Genomic DNA, 22,385 nt, shown 5'->3' with positions numbered 1-22,385 from the left:
TGAATATAGCCGGCTGTAGGTCACAGCCAGGCATCACCTAGCGTTCATGCAGAGCGTCTTCGGACATTCTCTGTTATGAACGCTTTTTTTGCAACTCACACATCAGCTCACCACTTAACTATGCCACTACTCGACTCCACCAACCTAGCCTTTCCTGCATTTTATACAGCATTCCTCGAATTATCAGCTTATCTGTTAGCGGAAGTTGCAATTCCTGCAACATTTCTGTCTGCGGATTCAAAAGCAGGTCTAAATCGAATTCTCCAGATAATACTAGAGAGAGTGTCTACGATCACCCGTTATTAGCGGCATTGAGTCAGCTGTTTCCGGGCAGCAGCGGCAGTGATCACTCTAGTTTTTCAACATTTCAGAAAAAAGATTTGCTTAAAATTTTCGGGGTATATATGATAAGGATATCAAAATGACCCGCGGCTCATTTTTTGAAATATAAGAATTTATATGTTTCGCGCTATAAATTATCCTTATATTTCTCGCTGAAACGGTGTCGTCCTTTAAAAGGACAGCACAGCCGTTTCTACTTGGGCGGACGGATAGGAGAGAGGATGAAAGGTATGTCGGGCTACGGAAAATGGGTAGCAGGGAGCAAGACCAAATGGATTACTCTGCTGGTGTGGGTTGCACTGGTCGGGGTGCTTACGATGCTATGGCCATCAGTGAATTCACAGGTTGCTAACAATGCCTCCAATCTGCCGGAGGATTCACAATCGGTGCGGGCATCGGTCGTTGCTGAGAGAGAATTTCCGGCCGGAAGCGGAGTGCCGGCACTGCTCGTATGGCATCGTGACGGAGGAATCGCGGAGGAGGATCTCGTACATATAACAGCAGTATACAGCAAGCTTGAGCAGCAGCCTCTTATGCATCAGAACTTCGTTCCTCCGCTGGGCAAGCTGCCGCCGCAGGCGCTGCAGGCGTCCTTGTCGGAGGACCGGAGCACGCTGGTCACCCCGGTGCTGTTCGACAAGACGGCGGACAGCGACCAGCTCGGAGAGTCGCTGAAGAGCCTGAAGGAGCTGGTCCGGACGGAGACGGGGACTGACCCGTCTGCCGCCAAGCCGGACAGCGGAGACTTGAGCCTGCGCGTATCCGGCCCGGTCGGAATCTCGGTAGATGCTACAGGGCTGTTCAAGAATGCCGATGTGTCGCTGCTGATTGCCACTGTCATTCTGGTGCTGGTCTTCCTGCTGCTGATCTACCGTTCACCGATTCTGGCGCTGATTCCGCTGGTTGCTGTAGGCTTCGCTTATGGCGTAACCAGCCCGGTGCTTGGCCTGATGGCCAGGGAAGGCTGGATTACAGTGGATTCGCAGGCGGTCTCGATCATGACGGTGCTGCTCTTCGGGGCAGGGACAGACTATTGCCTGTTCCTGATCTCGCGCTTCCGTCAGATGCTGAAGGTGGAGGAGAATAAGGGGCGCGCACTGCTGAGCGCCATTTCCCACTCCTCCGGGGCGATTGCGATGAGCGGCTTCACGGTGGTGCTGGCCCTCTTCGCTCTGCTGCTGGCCAAATACGGCGCGTACCACCGGTTTGCAGTGCCGTTCAGCGTCTCCATTCTGATTATGGGAGTAGCCAGTCTGACCCTGGTTCCGGCCTTGCTGGCGATCTTCGGACGGACCTCCTTCTTCCCGTTCGTGCCGCGCACGCCGCAGATGGAAGCAGAGCGGGCCAAGGCCAAGGGCAGACCGGTGCCGCAGCCGCAGCCTGCCCGCCGTAAGGGAATCGGGTACCTGGTGGTATCCCGTCCGTGGGCCATTGTCGGAATTACCGTAGTACTTCTGGGAGTGCTGGCCTCATTCTCCAGCGGAATTAAGTTCACCTATGATATTCTGTCGTCATTCCCGAAGACTATGGAGTCGCGGGAAGGCTTCGACCTGATCGGCAAGCAATTCTCCCCTGGTGAGCTGGCACCCGCCAAGCTGATGGTCGATACAGAAGGGTTATCCGGCGGAGAAGACCTGAAATCCGTGCTGAGCAGCCTGTCCTACGTGGATGTGGTCTCAGACCCGCAGCAGGGGGCCGTCAACCCGAAGATTACCGCCTATGATATCGAGTTCAAGGACAATCCGTATTCGATTGAGGCAATGGACCGTATCCCTGCACTTCAGGCTACGGTTGAGTCGGCTCTGACGGAATCCGGGATTGAGAACGCACAGGATAAGGTATGGATCAGCGGCCAGACCGCTACCCAGCACGATACCAAGGAGCTTGGGGAACGTGACACCGATCTGATCATCCCGGTCGTTATCGGCCTGATTACGGTGCTGCTGCTGGTCTATCTCAGATCTGTCGTAGCCACAGTATATCTGGTGGGGACAGTAATTCTATCATTCTTCTCGGCTCTTGGCCTGGGCTGGATCATCATTCATTACGTGCTCGGTGCAGATGCGATTCAAGGGGCCATTCCGCTATATTCCTTCGTCTTCCTGGTGGCGCTAGGGGAGGATTACAACATCTTCATGATCTCGAATATCTGGAAAAAGCGGAAGCATATGCCGCTGAAGCAGGCGATTGCAGAAGGTGTGAATGAGACCGGCTCGGTCATTACCTCCGCCGGATTAATCCTGGCCGGTACTTTCGCCGTGCTGGCAAGCCTACCTATTCAGGTGCTGGTCCAGTTCGGCATCATCACTGCGATCGGTGTCCTGCTGGATACCTTCGTGGTCCGTCCCTTCCTGGTACCGGCTATCACTGTTCTCTTCGGCCGTCTGGCCTTCTGGCCGGGTAAGCATCAGGAAGTAAGTGAAGCCTCTGCTTCGGATACACAGCGGTAAGAAGTAGTTAGTTCTACAATTTTCTGAAAAAACAACAAAGAAATCGCCCTTTCGGGAAAATGGAAGATCCATCAACCATCCCGAAAGGAGCGATTTTTTTGTTTTTGCCAGCTAATCTCTATTAAAGGGAGAAGCCCTTCTTTTGAGCTGAGCTAGTCAGCCTGGACATCCGGAGTACGGCTGTGCAGCAGCTCGTACTTGTCCAGCGAGGAGCCGACAATGGCTTCGTTCCGGCCGGCACCGCGGTGCGAGTCCCGGAAGGCGGGACTTGAGGTCCAGCCGTTCAGCGCTTCCTCATTCTCCCAGACGGTGCTGATCTTCAGCTCCTCCACGCCTTCCTTGGGAGCGCCGCGCCACACCTCCATGCGGATGAAGCCGGGGATGCTCTGCACCCCTTTATCTGCGCTGAACCGTGAGGCCAGCGCTTCACCATGTCCTTCCTTGATCTTAATCGTATTGGTAACTACCAGCATGCCAAGTCCTCCTTGTAGGGCTGTACGTAATGTCGTTCGTTATTGCGGATTTGTGGTCCAGATGCCTGCTGTTTTCAGGAAGACGCGGTCAGGCAGCTTAAGTGCAGCGAGCGTCAGCTCGGCCACATCCTCCGGCTGCATCATCCGGTCCTCGTCCCCGATCTTAAGACCCGCATCGGCAGCAAGGCCTGTATTCACTGTGCTTGGGGTCAGCGCTACGACACGGATATTATGCTTACGCACCTCCATCGCCAGGGACTCTGTCATGCCCATGAGCGCAAACTTGGAAGCACAGTAGGCCGAGCCTGTGGCGAAGCCGCGTTCTCCTGCGGTGGAGGAGATGTTGATGATATTGCCGCTCGAACGCTCGATCATCGCAGGCAGTGCAGCGCGGGTCACATAATAGGCCCCGAACAGGTTGATCTGCATATGCCGTTCCCAGTCCGCCGGGTCCATCTCCAGGAACGTGCCGAACTGGGCGATCCCGGCATTGTTAATAAGCGCGTCGAAGGGGCCGAGGTCCTTCTGCAGGGCCACTACCGCTCGCTCCGCTTCTTCACGTACGGCAATATCGGCTACAGCGATACTGACCTTGATGTCGTACACCTCGGTCAGCGCCGCCTTCAGCGCCTCCAGATCCGCCGAGGTTCTGGAGATCAGCCCCAGGTTGGCGCCTTCCTTAGCCAGCGCCATAGCGAGCGCCTTGCCGATTCCCTTGCCTGCACCTGTAATGACAATACTGGTTCCTCTCAAATCCATAACCTGTCGTCACGCTCCTTATATATAGAATGATGGGTAATTCTAGAAGATACTGTCTATTATACCTGAGCGGCCGGGCACAATCACGCCGGAGCCGCAGCTCCGGCAGTGCAGACCGCCAGGCCCCCGGTACCACTTGTGCCGCCTGTGCCGCTAATGCCCCGCAGCTCCTGGTCATCCCGCTTTAGTCTTCCGGCGTGATTGTCTTAAGCGGCACGGTCGCCGGACCTTCGAGCACATCGCCTTCGTAGGAGAAGCGGGAGCCATGACACGGGCAATCCCAGGAGCGCTCGGCGTCATTCCACTCGCATTCACAGCCCATGTGAGTGCAGGTTCTGTCAACGAGATGCAATTGGCCCTCAGGGTCGCGGTAGGCACCTACGCGTTTGCCGTCATGGAAGACGACAGCCCCCTGATCCGGCTCCAGATCCTTCGTCTTGGTGTGTACAATCTCCACTTTGCCGGCCACCAGCTCCTTGGCGACCGAGAAGTTCTGCACGATGAAGTTCTTGATGGCTGGAACGGCTTTGAAGCGTGAGGGATCATATAACCCGGTGTAGGGATTGCTGCTCCCCAGAATGCCATCTGCGATCAGGCGGGCAGCCACGGTTCCGTTCGTCATGCCCCATTTTCCGAAGCCGGTGGCGATATAGATCTCCTCGTCCTCGGCACGCTTGCCGATATAGGGCACCCGGTCCAGCGTGATCAAATCCTGGGTGGACCAGCGGAACGGAATACTGCGGATGCCCAGCAGCTCCCCGGCGAACCGCTCCAGATTCTCATAATGGCCGAACGTACAAATGCCTTGACCCGTCTTGTGGTTCTCCCCGCCGGCGATGACCAGCTTCCGGTCTCCCCATTCCACTGCCCGCAGCGAACGGGCCGGTTCACCGGCACTCAGATACATGCCGCCCTCATAATCCGTCTCCGGCTCGAACGCCAGACAGTAGGAGCGTTCGGCATGCAGCCGTGAGAAGTAGAGGGAGCCGCCGTCATAGAAGGGGAAGTGGGAAGCCGACACGGCATGGCGGCAGCGGATCTGGAGCTTCTCTCCCTCGGTATGCAGGGTTATCTGTCCGTCCGTATCAACCTTCTCTCCGATCATCGTATGCTCAAATACGGCGCCGCCCCTGTCCAGAACCGCCTGCAGCAGTCCCTTCAGGTACTCCAACGGGTGAAAGCGGGCCTGATCCGGCATACGGATGGCCCCGCCCGCGCCCAGCGGCAGGGGGACCTGATCCAGCCACTCTCCGGGCAGTCCCAGCTTGCCGTAAGCCTCGAATTCCTTATTCAGCGCCTTCAGCGTCTTCTCGTCACCTTGATCTGCATACAGGTAGGCCGCCTCCCGCTTCATCCCGCAGGACAGGTCCAGCTCCTCCGCTGTGGCAATCATCCATTCCATGGCCTCGCTATTCGACTGATAATACATCCGGGCCTGCTCTTCGCCGAAATGCTTCAGCAGATCATGATAGATCATGCCGTGCTGGGCGGAGATTTTGGCGCTGGTATAGCCGGTGGCCCCGCCGAGAATCTGCCCGGCTTCAAGTAGTGTGACCTTATATCCGGCCTTGGACAGCAGATAAGCGGTAGTAATCCCGGTAATTCCTGCCCCTACAATAGCTACGTCTGTGACATGATCTTCCGCAAGCACCGGAAAAGACGGCAGACCTGTACTGTCTATCCATAACGATTCCGGAAATTGCGGAAGACCTTGCGGACGGGGTTCCTGTGTGCTCATAGTCTAGTCCCTCCTAAGTGATGATCCATTTCATTTATTACCACTCTTCCGTGAAAAGAAACGCCCCGCTCCCCCGGCAGGTGCATGAAAACCGCCAGAAAGTGCCAACCTAAGAAGAAATTCACGGAGCAGCGGGCGGAGAGGGGCAGAGACCTATGTCGGAACAACAGCATACACAGGCGGTTCTGCTCGAATGGATCAGAAGCCAGCTAAGCGGGTTCGGCGACCTTGAAGACAAGGTCTTGACGATTCCGGCGGGACAGGTCAGCCTGCTCTATATCAAAAGCGTGACAGACGGACAGGCCATCAGCCGCAATATTATTGCTCCGTTCTACGAGATGGGCCATCCCGCAGCCTACTACAGCTATGTGGCCGATTACCCCGGCAGTGAAGAGGTGACAGACGGGCAGCGTGCTCTGGATCTTCTGCTCAGCGGCTATGCCTGTATTGGGCGGGAGGGCAAGCTCTGCTGCTTCGATGTCCTCCGGGCGGAGGCCAGCAGTATCAAGGAGACGATTACGGAGAGCATCAGCCAAGGCCCTTCTGATGCGCTGGGGGAGAGTCTGGCGGTGAACCTCAATCTGATCCGGCGGCGTTATCTGTCCTCTGCGCTCAAGATGGAATTTACCGTTATCGGCAATGTGTCCAAGACCAAGGTGGCGATTCTCTACGACGAGAGCCGGGTGAATCACCAGGTGCTGGCGGAGTTAAAAGAGAAGCTGGATTCGCTGAAGCTCGACATTCTGCAGGCTGCCGGTGAACTGGAGAAATATATCAGCAGCGACAAGCTGCGCATTTTTCCCAAGACCATAGTAACCGAGCGCCCCGACCGGGTGGTATTCAATCTGGCAGAGGGCAAGGTGGCGGTCCTGCTGGATACGACCGGGTATGCGATTGTGCTTCCGTCCATATTCAATGATTTCTTCACCGCCATGGATGACAAAATCCATCTGCCCTTCGTCGGCCGCTTCCTGAAGCTGCTGCGCATTCTGGGCGTGGCCATGACGTTATGGCTGCCGGCCTTGTACATTGCCTTCACCTCATACAATCCGGAGATTGTGCGGGTGCAGATCGCCCTGCTGATCGGGGGAAGCCGCGCTACGGTGCCTTATCCTTCTTTTGTCGAGGTGATTCTGATGATGATTATGATGGAGTTCCTGACGGAGGCCAGCTTGCGTCTGCCCAGAGCCATCGGTCCTACAGCGACCACGGTCGGCGGTCTGATCCTGGGGCAGGCTGCTACAGCGGCGGGGCTGATCGGCAACATTATGATTATTCTCGTCTCCGTAGTGGCGATATCCAATTTCCTGGTTCCGCTGAATATGATGAGCTTCTCCATCCGTGTGCTAAAGTATTTCTTTGTCATTGCCGCAGCTGTGCTCGGGCTCGTCGGTGTCGTGATCTGCCTGGTGGGCTTCACGCTGTACTTATGCAGCCAGCGCAGCTTCGGCCAGCCGTATTTCAAGATGTTCGTCCTTGATTCGCTGGGAGCGTCACTGAAGAAGAAAAGCGGGGGCTCCTAATGGCAAACAGCCGCTATTTCTACTGTCTGTTTCTCATGAACTCCCTGATCAATATCATTAACTTCACCCCACGGGAGCTGATAGATGCCCGCTTCGACGGTGCGCAGTCCTCCATCCTGATTGCGGTGGCTACGGGCACCCTGTTCATCTACCTGTTCACCAGAGTCATCCGTAAATTCCCGGGGAAGGGACTGCCAGAGATCTTTGGTTCAGTGATGCCGAGGCTGCTAGCCTCTCCGCTGATTATCGTATATGCGGTTCTCTGGTATCTGGCCGGGGCGCTGATTCTTCTGTCCTTTGTGGATATTACCCTGCGGTTCATCAGTCCGGACACCGGACCGATGGCAGTCTTGCTCGGGTTCCTGATATTAACCTGCCTCTGTGCCAGAATAGACTCGCTGTCCCTGCTCTATGGACTGGAAATTACACTGGCTATCACCCTGCCCTTAATTCTGTACACGACAGTCAAGGCGGTGGTGAACCCGGACTTTAGCTGGGACGCCGTGCTGCAGATCATGACACATGCCCTGCATCCTCCCGACCGGAACAGCCTTGCGGCAGCGACCTTTACATTCAGCGGCTACATTAATATGGCGGTCTTCAACCGGGTATTTCATGGCTTGAAGCTGAAGCATATCTGGATTCTGAGTCTGGAGGGGCTGCTCGTGCTGGCCATCACGTTCTATGTGCCCATTGGATATCACGGGACAGTTGGCGTCGAGCGGCATGTGTACACCTGGTTCACTACAGCGGATAGCATCCGGATTGAAGCGTTTTTGATTGAGCGTATGCTTTTTATTTTTTATTTTGCTTACAGCACACTGGCGCTCGTCAGTGCCATTATCCAGTGGCATGTCGGCAAAGAGCTGCTCCTCAGCCAGCTCCCCTCCTCCCCCGGTAGACCTAAGACCAGGCAGTGGCAGGAGATCGTCATTCTGGCGGTTTTTGCAGCGGGCACCCTGCTCATGATGCGCATAGATCAGTACGACCTTAATATGCTCGGGGTATTCCTGCTGCATATCCGCTGGTACGGGGAGCTGCTGCTGATCCTGCTGTTATTCTGGTGCTACTGGATGGTAAGGAGGCGAAGAGTGTGAGAGCGAGAGTAATCGGGACTCTGCTGGTGATGCTGCTCTCCGCAACCATGACCCTGGCCCTTACAGGCTGCAATTTCAAGGATATTGACCGGAGAATATTTGTGGTTGCTATTGGCATTGATCCCGGCCGGAAGGAAGGAACGTTCAAGGTTAGTCTGAAGCTGGCGATTCCGCAAGGGGATGTCACGAAGATTGACGAGAAGATGCAGATCCTGACCGAAGAATCGGATAGTATCTCTGAAGCACTGCGCAGAATGAAGTCCAAGGTGGAGAAGGAGCTCGACTATGTGCACTGCAAATCGGTAATTCTGGGGGAAGGGCTTGCCGAGAGCGATATCCGGCATGTAACGGACTGGGCGGTCCGGCGCAGAGACATCCAGCTGATTCTTAATTTCGCCGTGGGCAGGCCGGGGGCGCTGGAGGTGCTTCAGGTCAAGCCGCCGTCAGAGCGCATTCCGTCCAACTCACTGATTCTGGCAATGAGCGGGCAAGGCACCGAATCGCCCTTCATCGCCAGTGTGTATTCCTACCAGCTGATGCGGAGTATTTATGAGAATGGGATAGACCCCACATTGCCGGTTATTGAAGCGCAGAAGAAGGACCAGTTCCTGATTGACAAGATCGCCCTGCTGGATAAAAGAAAAATCAAGCTGGTTCTCTCCCCGGACGAGACCCGGCTGTTCAACCTGCTGTCCCGCTCCAATCTGCGTACGAACTTTCCGGCCCATATCGGCAGCGGAATGTACCAGTATTACACCGAGAGCTCCTCCTCCAGTTACCGGATTGTGACGAATCGGGACGAAGAGCCTTACATCCGCTACACCATTAAGATCCGGGCGATCCTGGAGGAAAACAGTACGGAGGAGATGATCACCCACCATATGCTGGAAAATATTGGCAAGGCCGGTGCAGCAGAGCTGGGCGGTGCAGTTAAGGCCCTGCTGGTCAAGATCCGGGACAGCGGCATGGACCCGCTGGGCTGGGGACTGCATTACGGCGCACGGCATTGGAATAACGGCACGGAGATGGCCGAATGGGGCAGGCTGTATCCCCGGCTGAACTTCCAGGTGAATGCACAAGTGGAGGTGAAGTATTCCGGCATGATCAAGTAGAGGCGCATTGACGCTTCCGGCATCAGGACTTATACTTGATCTAAAAACAAATTAGAGGATGATAAAGATGAGAACCCTGAACCTGACCTCTCAGCGTCAAGCCGTGTATGATATCGTCCGCAATTCCCATGATCACCCTACCGCTGCGGAAGTCATGAACCGGCTGGTTGAGCAGGGGCATAACCTTGCTTATGGAACGGTCTACAATTCCTTGCGCTACCTTACAGATAAGCAGATGATCCGCGAGCTGAAGCTGGGCGAGGCGGCCAGCCGGTATGATGCGCGCCTGGACGACCACCAGCATATTGTCTGTGAAATCTGCGGTGCCGTGGATGAAGTGATGAGCCAGGTCCCGCAGGAGTGGAGCGACTCGGTGGCAGCAGATACAGGCTATTCGATCACTCATACGCATGTGGTATTCGGAGGCATCTGCCCGGCCTGCCAGAGCAGGAATTCACGCCAGAACTAGGACGTTTGTATGAGGTATGCTGGCTCGCTTAGTAACGGAATATAACAAAAGACCGTTTTCATGGAAACGGTCTTTTTGCTGTGCTCCTATAAAAATTATCAATAAATATAGGGAAATTATCATTAATTGCCGGAAAAAAGAGGGTTTCGGGGGCTGATATTTAATTATATATAAAGCTGCCGCTATGATCCTTCTTAAGACCCAGGAAGAATGAAAGAGAGAGTGAGTCCATTATATGAATAAAAAGGTGCGTCTGAACATCCGTACGAAGCTGATTACTACCTATCTGCTTGTCCTGCTGGTACCGAGCATCATTATAGGCTGGTTAACCTATCAATCGGCCAGCAGCAACATAGGGGAGCAGCTTACCAATAATGCCCAGGAAAGTGTAGTTGCAGTGAACCAGATCATAAGTTCCAATATTCAGTCGAAAATAGATGATATTCTCTATTTCGCCGGACAGCTTCCGGCAGATTCCATTAATAACGAGGCGGCCGGACTGGCGTCGCCTGCACTGGAGAACAGATTGCGGGAGTATGCCGCGCTGCATCCCGATGTGCTTGATATTTATGCCGGAACCAGCAAAGGCAAGAGCATCCGAGCGGCAGAGCTGGAGCTGCCGGAAGGCTATGATCCGCGCAAGGAGAATACATATATCAATGCGCTTAAGCAGGGCAGCGGCACTGTGATCTCACCGGTATTTCAGACGGTGAACGGGGAGAGCGCCATTGCGGTATCGGCGGTGCTCGCAGACGGGGACGGCGTAGTCAGTCTTGATCTGAATCTGTCCTCCCTTGCCGGTATGACGGATATCAAGGTCGGTCAGGAGGGCTATATTCTGATTATCGACAGCAGCAAGAAATTCCTGGTTCATCCCACAGAAGCGATTGGCGCGGAATCCTCGCTTGAGTTCGTGAAGCAGATGTTCGGGAGTGAGAGCGGAAGCTTCGATTATGTATATAAGGATGCACCCAAGAAGATGACCTTCATGGTGAATGAGCTGACGGGCTGGCGAATCGGAGGCACCATCAGCTTGAATGAGATTACGCAGGCAACCAGCGGCATCCGTGAGACGGTCTGGCTGGTCATCTCTGTATCCGTGCTGCTGGCGCTGGTGCTGATCTATTTCAACATTGCGTCGATTCTGAAGCCGCTGATCCGCCTGCGCAAGGCAACCGAGCGGATTGCCGGCGGCGACCTGTCGGAGGATATCGGGGAATTCCGGGGGGATGAGATCGGCCGGCTGGCCGGGAATTTCCGCCTGATGGTGGAGAATCTGCGGCAGATGATTATCGGGGTGCAGACCATGACGAATAATGTCTCTTTCTCCGCGGAGCAGCTGAGCGCGGGGGCAGAGCAGACGACCAAGGCTATAGAGCATGTGACAGTGGCCATCCAGGAGGTGGCAGCGGGCACGCAGCAGCAGGTCAACAGTGTACATAAAGGAATGGCAAGCACGGCTGCCACCACCACCGAGGTAGCCCATATCTCGGAGTTCATGCAGCAGGTGTCGGTAATGATGGACAAGACCTCGCTGTCGGCTTCGGAGGGCAATGATTCGGTCATCAGCGTAGTCGACAAAATCAACGGCATTCATGAGACCGTGGAGGAGATGGGCAAGGTCATCGATCAGCTGAGTGAGCGGGTCGGGCAGATCCAGGGGATTACCGGAGTGATCTCGGGAATCTCGCGGCAGACGAACCTGCTGGCGCTGAATGCGTCCATAGAAGCGGCCAGAGCCGGTGAACAGGGCCGCGGGTTCGCTGTGGTAGCCTCGGAGGTCCGCAAGCTTGCGGAAGAATCCGGAAAGTCAGCAAGCCTGATCTCCGAGCAGGTTGCCTCTATCCATTCAGAGATGCTCCGGGCTACGGCAAGCATGGAGGATGCGAAGACTAAGGTGATGGACGGCATTATGGCTGTGGATACAACGGGACGTTCGTTCTCGCGTATCCGCAGGGCGATTAAGGGGGCCGCGGAGACTATAGGCGGAATGAACGAAGGCGTTCAGACCCTGACTGCAGAAGCAGATAGTCTGGATCAAGCTATTAACGAGATCCGCGGCATTACCGAGGCTGCGGCAGGCAGTACCGAGACGATCTCGGCAGCCGCCCAGCAGCAGCTTGCCTCGGTGGAAGAGATCGCCTCTTCCTCAGCCGACCTGAGCCGGCAAGCCGATGAATTGCAGCAGCTGGTCGGACGCTTCAAGCTGTACCCGGGAAACCAGGCTCCTGCTGCGCCGGAAGCGGTCAAGCCGGGGGAGAACCTCGCTGGGGATCAGCAGAATTCATGAGGCCGAATATGCGGTCTGGTCTTTTCTTTTACCTCACTTTGCAAGTATACTGGTAAGCAACAATACGGGGTGATGAAGGGGAGAAGCGTTCATGGCAGAGCAATTAAAGGGCATTACCGTAGCCCTGGCCGGTCCGCGTAAAGCGGAAGACATGGCCAAGCTGGTAGAGAATATGGGAGGAACCGCGCTGCACCGTCCCGCTCAAGGGACAACCTTTCTGGATGATGCCGCCCTGCGTGAGGGGCTGATTGCCTGGACAGAGCAGCCGCCGGATCTGGCTATTCTGACTACCGGTATGGGGCTGGACGCATTATTCGAGACGGCTGCGAAGCTGGCGCTTGCGGACCGCTTCCTGGAGGTTCTCTCTGGCTCACCTGTTGCTGCCCGTGGTTATAAGACAGTGAATGCCCTGAAGAAACGGGGACTTGAGCCGGTCGTACGTGACGATGACGGCAGCTCTGCCGGACTGATTCGCGGCCTGCAGGACTATGATCTGCAGGGCAAGCGGGTCATGCTTCAGCTGCATGGGGAGACTGCCCCGCAGCTAATCGGTTGGCTGGAGCAGGCGGGCGCAGCCGTAAGCTGTGTTCAGCCTTACCGGTATACTCAGCCGGAGCCTGGAGCGCTGGAGCTGCTGCTCACAGAGATCACCGAAGGACAGGTGGATGCAGTGGCGTTCACAAGTGCGCCGCAATTCCGCTTCCTGGCACAGCATGCGCGGGAGCAGGGGCAGCTTGCGGCGTTGGTGCAGGCTTTTGAAGAGAAGGTGCTGGCGGTATCTGTCGGCCGTATGACCTCGGAGGCCCTGAAGGAAGAAGGCGTGAAGCGGATTGTCATGCCGGAGCACGAGCGGATGGGCAGCATGTTCGTTACCCTGGGCCGCTATATTGCGGCTAACCGGTAGCAGCAGGCTGTTCAATTACATTTACTACTACAATTACAGAGAGATATGGAGGAGGAGACCTATGGACAAGAGAAAATGCCTGTTGTTAGGCGATTACACACACCCCCGGTTTCACCCGTTGCAAGGTGTGGACAAGCAGGTCAGTGAAATTCTGAATGAGCTTCTGACGGTACAATGCTCGGAGAACAAGAAGCTGATGCTAAGCGAGCATTTGTCCGGATATGATCTGTGCATCGCATATAATGAATTGTGGAATGAAACCGTATCTCCGCAGCAAACGGCAGGTCTGCTGAGCTATGTCAGCGGAGGAGGCGGTCTGATTGTCCTGCACACCGGGGTATCCCTGGCGAAGCGTTATGAGCTGGCTCAGCTGATCGGTGCCAGATTCACCGGCCATCCGGCTTATACTCCGCTTCAGTTCAAGGTGCAGGAGCATGATATTACCGAAGGCATCGAAGACTTCCAGCTCGATGAAGAGCCGTACCGGTTCGAGTTCGATCCGTTCACCGAGAAGCAGATTCTGCTCGAATACGAAGCGGACGGGGAGATGCTGCCTGCGGCCTGGTGCCACAGCTATGGCCTGGGACGGGTGGTCTATCTGATGCCCGGCCATCATGAGCCGTCGTTCCGGCATCCGGCTGTTCGTCAGCTGATTCTGCGGGCAGCCACCTGGGCGGCGCGTATCCCCAGATAATCAGCAAATAATCGGCAATATCGAAGCTTAGCCCCACTTTGTGGGGTTATTTTGTGAAATGGCGGGCGAAGGGGTATACTTTATCCATAACTGCAATCTTTGGGAGGGAAGTACCATGAGTGATCTGTTGAAGAAAGCTATCTCATTAGGCGTAGGCCTCACCATTGTCAGCAAGGAGAAGGTTGAGAAGGTCGTTGACGAGCTGGTAAAGCGGGGCGAGCTGGCCCCATCGGAATCCAAAGCGCTGGTGGAACGGCTGGTAGAGCGCGGAGATGAAGAACGGGGTGTGTTCAAGTCTGCCGTGCAGGAGCAGGTTCAGCGGGTGCTGAAGGAGCTTAAGGTACCTGTGCAGGAGGATATCACCAGGCTGGAGTCGCGCATTGCCCAGCTTGAGGGCCGTGTTGCCGAGCTTGAGGGCAAGTCACCCCAGGAGACCACCGTGCCGGAACAGCGTACGGAATAAATGGCTGTCCGCATAAGGCATGCCGGACGTTACCGGGCAATCGCCATGGCGCTTATGCGTCATGGCTTCGGCTATATGGTGGAGGAACTGGGCCTCTACCATCTTCTGTCGCTTCCCCGCCGGATCATCACACAGGAGGTTCATGAAAGTGTGACCCTCGCTGAACGGGTCCGAAGGGTGCTGGAGGAGCTGGGGCCGACCTTCGTCAAATTGGGCCAGCTTGCCAGTACGCGCTCCGATCTGCTGCCTGATGCGATTATTCAGGAGCTGGTCAAGCTGCAGGACAATGTGCCGCCGTTCTCAGCCGAGACGGCCCGCAATATTCTGGAGCAGGAGCTGGACCAGCCTATTGATGCGGTCTTCGAATACTTCGAGAACAATCCGCTCGCTGCCGCCTCCATCGGCCAGGTGCACCGCGCTGTGCTGCATGGCGGACAGAGTGTTGCGGTCAAAATACAACGTCCAGGCGTCATGCGGACGATGGGCAGGGATCTTGAGATTCTATCGGATCTAAGTCTGCTCGCCGAGCGCAAGATGGACTGGGCCAGGCAATACGGATTAGCCCGGATGGTCGAGGAATTCTCCCGGGCACTGCTGGCGGAGCTGGATTATGCCCAGGAAGGGCGCAATGCCGAGCGTATAGCCGGGCAGCTGTCTGCTCAAGATAACATCTATATTCCGGCCATCTACTGGGATTTCAGCTCCACAAGGGTTCTGACTATGGAGTATATGGAAGGGATTACACTGAACCGCAAGGACGAGCTGGTGAACTCGGGCATGAAGCTTAAGACAATTGCCCAGCAGCTCGTGGAGATGATGCTGAATCAGATTTTTATTCATGGCTTCTTTCATGCCGATCCGCATCCCGGCAATGTCATGGTGCTGGAGGACGGAAAGCTGGCCCTGATCGACTTCGGAATGGTCGGGCGGCTTAGCGAGGAGATGAAGGATGGCCTGTCCGCGCTGGTGATTGCACTCATGCGCAAGAATACGGACTCGATGGTACGGGCCATTCTGCGCCTGGGAGTGATCCCGGAGGACGCCGACCGGATGGCACTGCACGAGGATATGGACCGGCTGCGCGAGCAGTATTATGATATCCCGTTCAAGCAGGTCAGCATCGGCAAGGCGCTGAATGATCTGTTCAGCATTGCCCGCAAGCACCGGCTGGTCATTCCGCCGGATCTGGCGCTGCTGGGCAAGACGATGCTGACCCTGGAGGGCATGGTCGCCAGCCTGGACCCGGCTTTCAGCATTATGCAGATGGCCGAGCCGTTCGGCAGGCGGCTGATCAAGCAGCGCTTCAGCGGAAGCCGTCTGCAGCGCAAGCTGCTGGGCGGGGTAGCTGATCTTGCCGAGAGTCTGGTTGAGCTTCCCGCTCAGGCCCGGCAGCTCTCCTCGCTGATCAGCAAGGGGAAGCTGAGGGTGGAGATCGGGGTCCCCGAGCTGCAGGACCTGGAGCATAAGTTCAGCCGGATCGGCAACCGCCTCTCCTTCAGTATCGTGCTGCTGGCCTTCAGCATCATCATGGCCGGACTGATTGTGGCCTCCTCCCTGCGCGGCGAGCCGTCGCTGCTCTGGGACTTCCCGATTGTCGAGATCGGCTCGGTCATCGCGCTGCTGATGATTCTGTGGCTGCTGTTCTCCATCTTCAAATCTGGCAGATTCTAGCCGGAAGAGACGGATAAATAATTATTCTTCGCCGAATGCACACAAAGGTTGCAAAATCAAGTACAATATTAAGATAACTTGCCACAATTAAAGTGTAATGGAACGCAAATGGAGTGCCGTCTGAACGTCCGGTGGATCGCTGCTGCGCCGTATAACCGAACGTTCGACCGCTGCCTTGCGGGCCCATGGGACGGAAGGGCTCCGGTGACGGGGTGCTTCCGCTTTTATTTGATACGATAAGAATGTGAAACGGTACCGTCCTTATACAGGGCCTGAGGGTGATATCCCCTCTGCTTACCTTGCGTACATTACTCCGTTACATGGATGAATATAAGTTATGGACTGACATGCTGAACTGAAAATTTAGAAAATTAGTGAGGTGGAGCAATTGCCGGGTTTTAAAGATTTAGGAGTATCTGAAGTGCTGATTGATCTGCTCAAGGGGCAGGGCATCGTGAAGCCGACGCCGGTGCAGGAAGAGGCGATTCCGCCGCTGGTGCAGGGTCTGGATGTGATCGCACGTGCGAAGACGGGAACGGGAAAGACGCTGGCTTTTCTGCTCCCGATTATGGACAAGATCCGGGTGGAGGCCGCTTATCCGCAGGCGCTGATTCTGGCACCGACGCGTGAGCTGGCGCTGCAGATTACCGAAGAGGCACGCAAGCTGGCCCGTCATACGGGTGTGAAGATTCTGGCGGTCTACGGCGGTCAGGATGTGGAGAAGCAGCTGCGCAAGCTGGAAGGCGGCAGACATCTGATCATCGGTACACCGGGACGGCTGCTGGATCACCTCCGCCGGGAGACCCTGGACCTTAGCGGCGTGAAGATGCTGGTGCTGGATGAAGCGGACCAGATGCTGCATATGGGCTTCCTGGAGGATGTGGAGACGATCATTACGGCTGTGCCATACCGCCGCCAGACGATGCTGTTCTCCGCGACGATGCCGGACCCGATCAAACGGCTGGCAGCGAACTATATGAAGGAGCCGCTGGATGTCATTATCAAGAGCGGTTCGCCGATCCCTCTGGACAATATCCGCCAGCAGGTGGTGGAATGCTCGGACCGCAACAAGGAGGAGGCGCTGATCTCCCTGATCGAGCGCGACCGTCCTTACCTGGCGATCATCTTCTGCCGGACGAAGCGCCGGGCCATCAAGCTGAACGAGGCGCTGCAGGCGGCCGGGTATGACTGTGACGAGCTGCACGGCGATCTGTCGCAGGGCAAGCGCGAAGCCGTCATGAAGCGGTTCCGTGACGCCAAGCTCCAGTTACTGGTGGCTACGGATGTGGCGGCACGGGGTCTGGATGTTGAAGGGGTCACCCATATCTTCAACTATGATCTTCCGCTGGATGCGGACAGCTATATTCACCGGATCGGCCGCACCGGCCGCGCCGGAGGCAAGGGCCTCGCGATCACGTTCGCTTCGCCGCGTGAGCGCGCCGGGCTCGAACTGATCGAGCACGGCATCTCCCAGCGGCTGGACCGCCGCCGGTACGAGAAGGATGAATTCGGCGTAGGCGAATTCACCTCGGTGCAAGGCGGCGGCTCGCCGCGCGGGCGGCAGAGCGCGGCGCCTGAAGCGGCGCGCGCCGGCCGTGGCGGCCGCGGGCAGGGCCGCAGCGGCGGTGCGCCGCGCGGCGAAGCCGCAGGGCGTCCGGGCGGGCGCGGACGCGGCGGCAAAGACGCAGGCGGCTGGGGCGCGCCTGCGGAAGGCGGCGGCCGCAGCCGGAAGGACGCGGCCGGAGGCGGCAAGCGCAGCGCGTACAGCGCAGCTGCGGCGCCGAAGGGCGACTCCGCCGGGCAAGGCGCGGCGAAGAAGCCGAGACCTGGCGGCGGCTACGGCGCCTTCGCCAGCGGCGTCGACAGCGCACCAGCCAGCGGCTATGCTGCGGGTGCAGGTGCGGGTGCCGCAGCCGGGCGCGGCGGCAAGGGTGGCGCTGCGCGGGGCGGGGCCTCCAGAGGCAACGCCTCCCAGGGCGGGCCGAGCAGCGGCTACAGCACTAACGTATCCCGGGGTGCAGATGCCGGCGGCTTCAGCTACGGCGCTTCGAAGGGTGCCGGCTCGGGTGCCGGGTATAATCCCGGCGGCGCGAAGTCGAGCCCGAAATTCCGGGCGCATGTAGCGCGCAGCAACGATGCGGGCGGCTATAACGCCTCCGCTCCCAAAGGCGGCTCACGCGGCAGCTCCAAGGGCGGTAAGGGCGGCTTCAGCTCGGGCGGACGCAGCAGCGGCGGGAGTTCATCGCGCGGCGGGCGCAGCGGTGGCTCTGGCGGCGGTGCACGCGGCGGACGCGGCTCCTCCAGATAAAGGCGCTTTACATGCATAGCTAATCCTTGTTACCATAGGGCCGTTGGCGTAACAGCCAATGACTCTATGGTAATATTTATTTACTGAAACCTTTTGGCTATCAGGCCTGTCTAATAGATACTGCCGTAACATTCGGGTACAAGTATAAATAGAGAGATAAAGAATGTAACCTGCACTTTGGATCAGGCGGAGTTCTGCCGAATACAGCAGTGCAGGGGTACACAACGTTTAGGAGGATTCACAGCATGTCCAAAACCGCTAAAATTATCATTCTACTTATCGCCGTCATTGCGGTCGGCTGGGGAATCGGGAAATATACTGCCCCGTCCGCTTCCCCGGAGAACGGAACCAATATAAGCACAGGCACAGACCTGGGAGCCGAGGGGCCGGAGGCAGCGCCTGATGCTTCGGCAGTGCCGGGGTCTACGGATCAGCCAGCTCCTGGCGGTTCAGGCAATGGCACATCCGGGAACAATGCTGCGCAGATGGTGGTAGCCGAGCCGGAGAGCATCACGGTTATGGTTAATAAGCAGTACAGCCTGCCTGATCAGTATAAGCCTGCCGATCTGGTCTACCCGGACGTACCTTTTATCTTCTCGGAGAAGATTGAGAAGCGGATGCTGCGGCGTGAAGCGGCTGCGGCGCTGGAGGAGATGTTCGCGGGGGCGAAGGCGGACGGGGTCTATCTGGCCGGTGTATCCGGCTACCGTTCGGAATCGACCCAGAGACGGCTGTTCGATAACTATGTCGCCAGAGACGGCGAAGAGAAGGCCCGGACTTACAGCGCCATGCCGGGACACAGCGAGCATCAGACGGGGCTGGCCATTGACCTGTCCGGCAGAGACGGCAAGTGTGCGGCGGAGAGCTGCTTTGCAGGAACGAAGGAAGCGGAGTGGCTTGCCGCCCATGCCGCTGAATACGGCTATATTATCCGGTTCCTTGAAGGCAAGGAGGCGATTACCGGGTACAAGTATGAGCCTTGGCATGTCCGGTATGTAGGCAAGGAGATTGCGGCTTCCATAGCCGAAAGAGGGATCACACTCGAAGAATATTATGACGCCGTCCCGGTGTCGAATTAACCCTACACTATGATCAGGCGGTCCCGCGATTTGCGGGGCCGTTTGTGTGTCTGGGCGGGCGGGAGGGAGGTGGTTTGTTCGCCAGTTGGCTGTATCGCCACAATGAAGCGTGTACGGACATTAACGGGGCGCTATAGTAAGAGGTTGCATCTCTGAAGCTACAAAGAAGCAGGCTAGGGTGAGTAATGTATGCTTTTGATGCTACAAGGCACGCTAATGTCGGGTAATAGATGCTCTGATCATACGTGTGTCAGGAGAATTAAGTGGATTTCTTCCACCTGCTACGGCGCGATTGAGCGCTCCTCGGGCAGCAGTTGGATCATGAGCACTTAATTAATCACTATCCAGCAAAAGTAGCCAAACGCTCCAAATTAGATGCTGTTAATCCACTTGTTTCCGGCCAATCGTCTGAAACCGGGAAAATAAGATACGTTAATCCACTTGCTTGCTTCTGAGGCGGATAATGGCTCGTGCAGCAGCATGGTTCACCCCCGGAAACGCTGGTTAAGTAGTGGGAAACCGCACACTATGAAATGGGAGGCGTTCTGGATGTCTGAACATAATCATGTGGTGAGTAAGGACGGCAGTGTGACCATGAACCGCGTAACGGAGGCGCTGGACCGGATTGATCCCGGGCAGAAAGAGATGATTCTGGACAACTTCGAGCAGTTCAAGGCGTATTTAGGAAAGCGCATTCAACTGGCGCAAAAAATCGGCCTCAGCGACGAACAGCTGGCGCTGGCCGCCGAGAAAATCGCCGATTATCTGGCAGCGTATGAGGAGCCCCGCAATAGCGAAGAGAAGCTGCTGCTGGAATTGTGGAAGGCCGGGAACAAGGAGGAGCGCCACCGGCTGGCGCATATGCTGGTGAAGATGGTGCAGCACTAAAAGTAGCGGTACCGGAAAGTAGCAAACGTTTTTGTAGTAACCAACGCTGATGGCATAGAGTGTCTATATTCTCCTGCAAAAAGCATGTACAAGCAGCACTGGCAACCCAAGCAACCCAAGCAGCATGGCTCCCTGAAACAGTAACAACGTTGCTCCATCCCATCCTATAAAAGTAAAGTAAATCAGGTGGTTCCGTGATACTTGCGGTGCTGCCTTTTTGCTGTGCAGGAAACAATTGACCCAGCAGCGGATGGGAGATATAATTATTTTATTATATGAGCATTTGTTCATATGTTATATGTTAATCAACTATCCAACTATCAACCATCCAAACCATCCATCCAACAAAGGAGCTATGTCCAATGACCACCCTCAATCTCCTATCCCTGATCTTATTCTTTACGTTCCTTGCCTCTTATGTGTTAAAGCTTGTAATTCTCAACAGAAAGAACAACATCCAGGCCAATGTACTGGGCAAAGGTAAGAAGATTACGACCATTAAATCAACCGAATGGTTTGTCAAAATCGCTACGCTTCTGTGGGGCGCTACATGGTTCCTGATGTCCATAGCTGAGCAGTATCTTGTGAACTTGCTTGGGCGGCATTATAATCTTCCGGTTGTGAATTATATCGGTGTGGGTATAGTTAGTATAGGGTGTGCGGTATTCATTCTTGCCATGGCAGCGATGAGCACTTCCTGGAGAGTAGGAATTGATAAGTCCACAACAACCAGGCTGGTTACCCGCGGGGTGTATAAGGTTAGCCGGAACGCTGCTTTTGTCGGCTTCGATCTGATGTTCGCAGGTCTTTATCTTATGTATCCGAGCTGGCTGACGCTGGTTATTCTAGTGTTGAATGTTGCTGCTATTCATCTGCTGATTCTGCAGGAGGAGAAGCATCTGCGTCTTGTCTTTGGCGAAGAATACAGATCGTACAGCAGCAGGACGCCAAGATATCTCTGAAGACTCTACAATCCAACCCATTGGAGTTGCTCTCATATGAAATTAAGCATTCTCGATCAATCTCCGGTATCGGAGGGAAGCACTCCGGCAGAGGCGCTCCGGCAGACGGCCCTGCTGGCCCGTGAAGCGGAACGGCTCGGCTATCACCGCTTCTGGGTTGCGGAGCATCATGCTGCGCCAGGCCTTGCCGGCTCCAGCCCTGAAGTGCTAATGGCGCATCTCGCTGCGGTGACCTCAGCGATCCGCATCGGCTCGGGAGCGGTGCTGCTCCCGCATTACAGTGCGTTCAAGGTCGCGGAGAATTTCCGCGTCCTGGAGGCGCTCTATCCCGGGCGGATCGATCTCGGGATAGGGAGAGCGGCAGGCGGCGGTGCCCTGGCCGCCAAAGCACTACAGGATACCCGTGTGACTATTGACGACGTTGACCGGTACGAGCAGCAGATTCAGGAGCTGATTGCTTATCTCTATGAATTTGAGGGCGGAGCATCCCCCCAGCGCTATGCCGGATTGCGGGCAACGCCTGCAGTAGACTCAGCACCGGAAATCTGGCTGCTGGGCTCCAGCCGGGAGAGTGCGGCGCTCTCGGCCCGGCTGGGAACCGGTTATGCCTTCGCCCGGTTCATTGCCGGGAATGGGGGAGCGGGAGCGGTGCATGAGTACCAGGACAGCTTCGCGCCATCCGTGGCCGCTGCATCGCCGAAGCCGCTGCTTGCGGTGTTCGCCGTCTGTGCAGAGACATCGGCCGAAGCAGACCGGCTGGCTGCCAGTATGGATCTCTCACTGGTTAGCCTGGAGAGGGAACACCTCTCTTCCCCGACCCCGTCCGTAGAGACTGCACTGAACTATACATATACCCCTTACGACCGTTTTACCATTAAGGATAACCGGAAGCGGATGGTCATAGGCTCGGCTGCTGAAGTCAGGGAGCAGCTTCAGCTGCTGGCGGAGGAATACCGCTGCGGGGAGCTGATGATTTCTTCGCATATCCATGAGTTCAGGGACAAGCTGCAGTCCATCCGGCTCATCGCCGAAGCCTGCGGGCTGCAGCGCAGGGCGTAGCCTTTGCCGCCGGAATTTGGTTTTGGCTGCGAATAGGGTAAAATGAAGAGGTTACTTATATAAAGCGCACTTAAGAACTGGGCATACAGCCGAAAGGAAGCGAA

General features: G+C 56.2%; 18 protein-coding genes. 15 read left to right on the top strand and 3 right to left on the bottom strand.

Going from position 1 to position 22,385, the window contains the following annotated elements:
• Positions 1-563 precede the first annotated feature (563 nt).
• Positions 564-2,792 carry an MMPL family transporter gene (locus NST69_RS29190; protein ID WP_342547814.1) on the top strand — a complete coding sequence of 743 codons (2,229 nt, stop codon included), beginning with the start codon at positions 564-566 and terminating at the stop codon, positions 2,790-2,792.
• Between the two features lie 152 nt (positions 2,793-2,944).
• On the opposite strand, the gene NST69_RS29185 is transcribed toward NST69_RS29190, so the two are convergent.
• The 3 genes from NST69_RS29185 to NST69_RS29175 all read right to left on the bottom strand — a co-directional run bounded on the left by NST69_RS29185 (position 2,945) and on the right by NST69_RS29175 (position 5,762).
• On the bottom strand, positions 2,945-3,265 hold the full coding sequence (locus NST69_RS29185) for an antibiotic biosynthesis monooxygenase (RefSeq protein ID WP_342547812.1): 321 nt from the start codon (positions 3,263-3,265) through the stop codon (positions 2,945-2,947).
• 39 nt (positions 3,266-3,304) lie between these two features.
• Entirely contained in the window at positions 3,305-4,024 is a 720-nt protein-coding gene (locus tag NST69_RS29180; protein ID WP_036728266.1) for a 3-ketoacyl-ACP reductase, read from the bottom strand.
• Positions 4,025-4,208: 184 nt separating this feature from the next.
• Entirely contained in the window at positions 4,209-5,762 is a 1,554-nt protein-coding gene (locus NST69_RS29175; protein WP_342547810.1) for an FAD-dependent oxidoreductase, read from the bottom strand.
• Positions 5,763-5,917: 155 nt separating this feature from the next.
• Between NST69_RS29175 and NST69_RS29170 the strand changes: the two genes are divergently transcribed.
• From NST69_RS29170 to NST69_RS29105, 14 genes are all read left to right on the top strand, one after another.
• The gene (locus tag NST69_RS29170; protein WP_342547809.1) at positions 5,918-7,285 is read left to right on the top strand and encodes a spore germination protein; all 1,368 of its coding nucleotides are present in this window, start codon (positions 5,918-5,920) and stop codon (positions 7,283-7,285) included.
• On the top strand, positions 7,285-8,382 hold the full coding sequence (locus tag NST69_RS29165) for a GerAB/ArcD/ProY family transporter (RefSeq protein WP_342547808.1): 1,098 nt from the start codon (positions 7,285-7,287) through the stop codon (positions 8,380-8,382). Before NST69_RS29170 ends, NST69_RS29165 begins: the two co-directional genes overlap by 1 nt.
• Positions 8,379-9,494: a Ger(x)C family spore germination protein gene (locus tag NST69_RS29160; RefSeq protein WP_342547807.1), complete on the top strand. Its 1,116-nt coding sequence runs from the start codon at positions 8,379-8,381 to the stop codon at positions 9,492-9,494. Before NST69_RS29165 ends, NST69_RS29160 begins: the two co-directional genes overlap by 4 nt.
• Positions 9,495-9,561: 67 nt before the next feature.
• Positions 9,562-9,963, top strand: coding sequence for a transcriptional repressor (locus tag NST69_RS29155; protein WP_036692190.1), 402 nt, complete (start codon positions 9,562-9,564; stop codon positions 9,961-9,963).
• A 235-nt stretch (positions 9,964-10,198) separates the two neighbouring features.
• On the top strand, positions 10,199-12,253 hold the full coding sequence (locus NST69_RS29150; protein WP_342547806.1) for a methyl-accepting chemotaxis protein: 2,055 nt from the start codon (positions 10,199-10,201) through the stop codon (positions 12,251-12,253).
• A 91-nt stretch (positions 12,254-12,344) separates the two neighbouring features.
• Complete coding sequence (locus NST69_RS29145; protein ID WP_342547805.1) at positions 12,345-13,157, top strand: uroporphyrinogen-III synthase; 813 nt, start codon at positions 12,345-12,347, stop codon at positions 13,155-13,157.
• Between the two features lie 61 nt (positions 13,158-13,218).
• Positions 13,219-13,851 carry a ThuA domain-containing protein gene (locus NST69_RS29140; RefSeq protein ID WP_036728279.1) on the top strand — a complete coding sequence of 211 codons (633 nt, stop codon included), beginning with the start codon at positions 13,219-13,221 and terminating at the stop codon, positions 13,849-13,851.
• Between the two features lie 115 nt (positions 13,852-13,966).
• On the top strand, positions 13,967-14,314 hold the full coding sequence (locus tag NST69_RS29135; protein ID WP_036728281.1) for an ATP synthase subunit B: 348 nt from the start codon (positions 13,967-13,969) through the stop codon (positions 14,312-14,314).
• Positions 14,315-15,985, top strand: coding sequence for an AarF/UbiB family protein (locus tag NST69_RS29130; RefSeq protein WP_342547804.1), 1,671 nt, complete (start codon positions 14,315-14,317; stop codon positions 15,983-15,985).
• Positions 15,986-16,406: 421 nt separating this feature from the next.
• A complete protein-coding gene (locus tag NST69_RS29125) occupies positions 16,407-18,293 on the top strand; it encodes a DEAD/DEAH box helicase (RefSeq protein WP_342547803.1) in 1,887 nt (628 codons plus the stop codon).
• 245 nt (positions 18,294-18,538) lie between these two features.
• Positions 18,539-19,372 carry a M15 family metallopeptidase gene (locus NST69_RS29120; RefSeq protein WP_342547801.1) on the top strand — a complete coding sequence of 278 codons (834 nt, stop codon included), beginning with the start codon at positions 18,539-18,541 and terminating at the stop codon, positions 19,370-19,372.
• 549 nt (positions 19,373-19,921) lie between these two features.
• Positions 19,922-20,260 (top strand): DUF3243 domain-containing protein, encoded by a 339-nt coding sequence (locus NST69_RS29115; RefSeq protein ID WP_342547800.1) that lies wholly within the window; start codon positions 19,922-19,924, stop codon positions 20,258-20,260.
• Between the two features lie 362 nt (positions 20,261-20,622).
• Entirely contained in the window at positions 20,623-21,222 is a 600-nt protein-coding gene (locus NST69_RS29110) for an isoprenylcysteine carboxylmethyltransferase family protein (RefSeq protein WP_342547799.1), read from the top strand.
• Between the two features lie 36 nt (positions 21,223-21,258).
• Positions 21,259-22,281, top strand: coding sequence for an LLM class flavin-dependent oxidoreductase (locus NST69_RS29105; protein ID WP_342547798.1), 1,023 nt, complete (start codon positions 21,259-21,261; stop codon positions 22,279-22,281).
• Positions 22,282-22,385: the final 104 nt, after the last annotated feature.

Origin of the sequence: Paenibacillus sp. FSL P2-0089 (assembly GCF_038595095.1) — a bacterium.
Classification (GTDB): Bacteria; Bacillota; Bacilli; order Paenibacillales; family Paenibacillaceae; genus Paenibacillus_AQ; species Paenibacillus_AQ silagei.
This window is presented reverse-complemented; position numbering and strand designations above follow the sequence as displayed.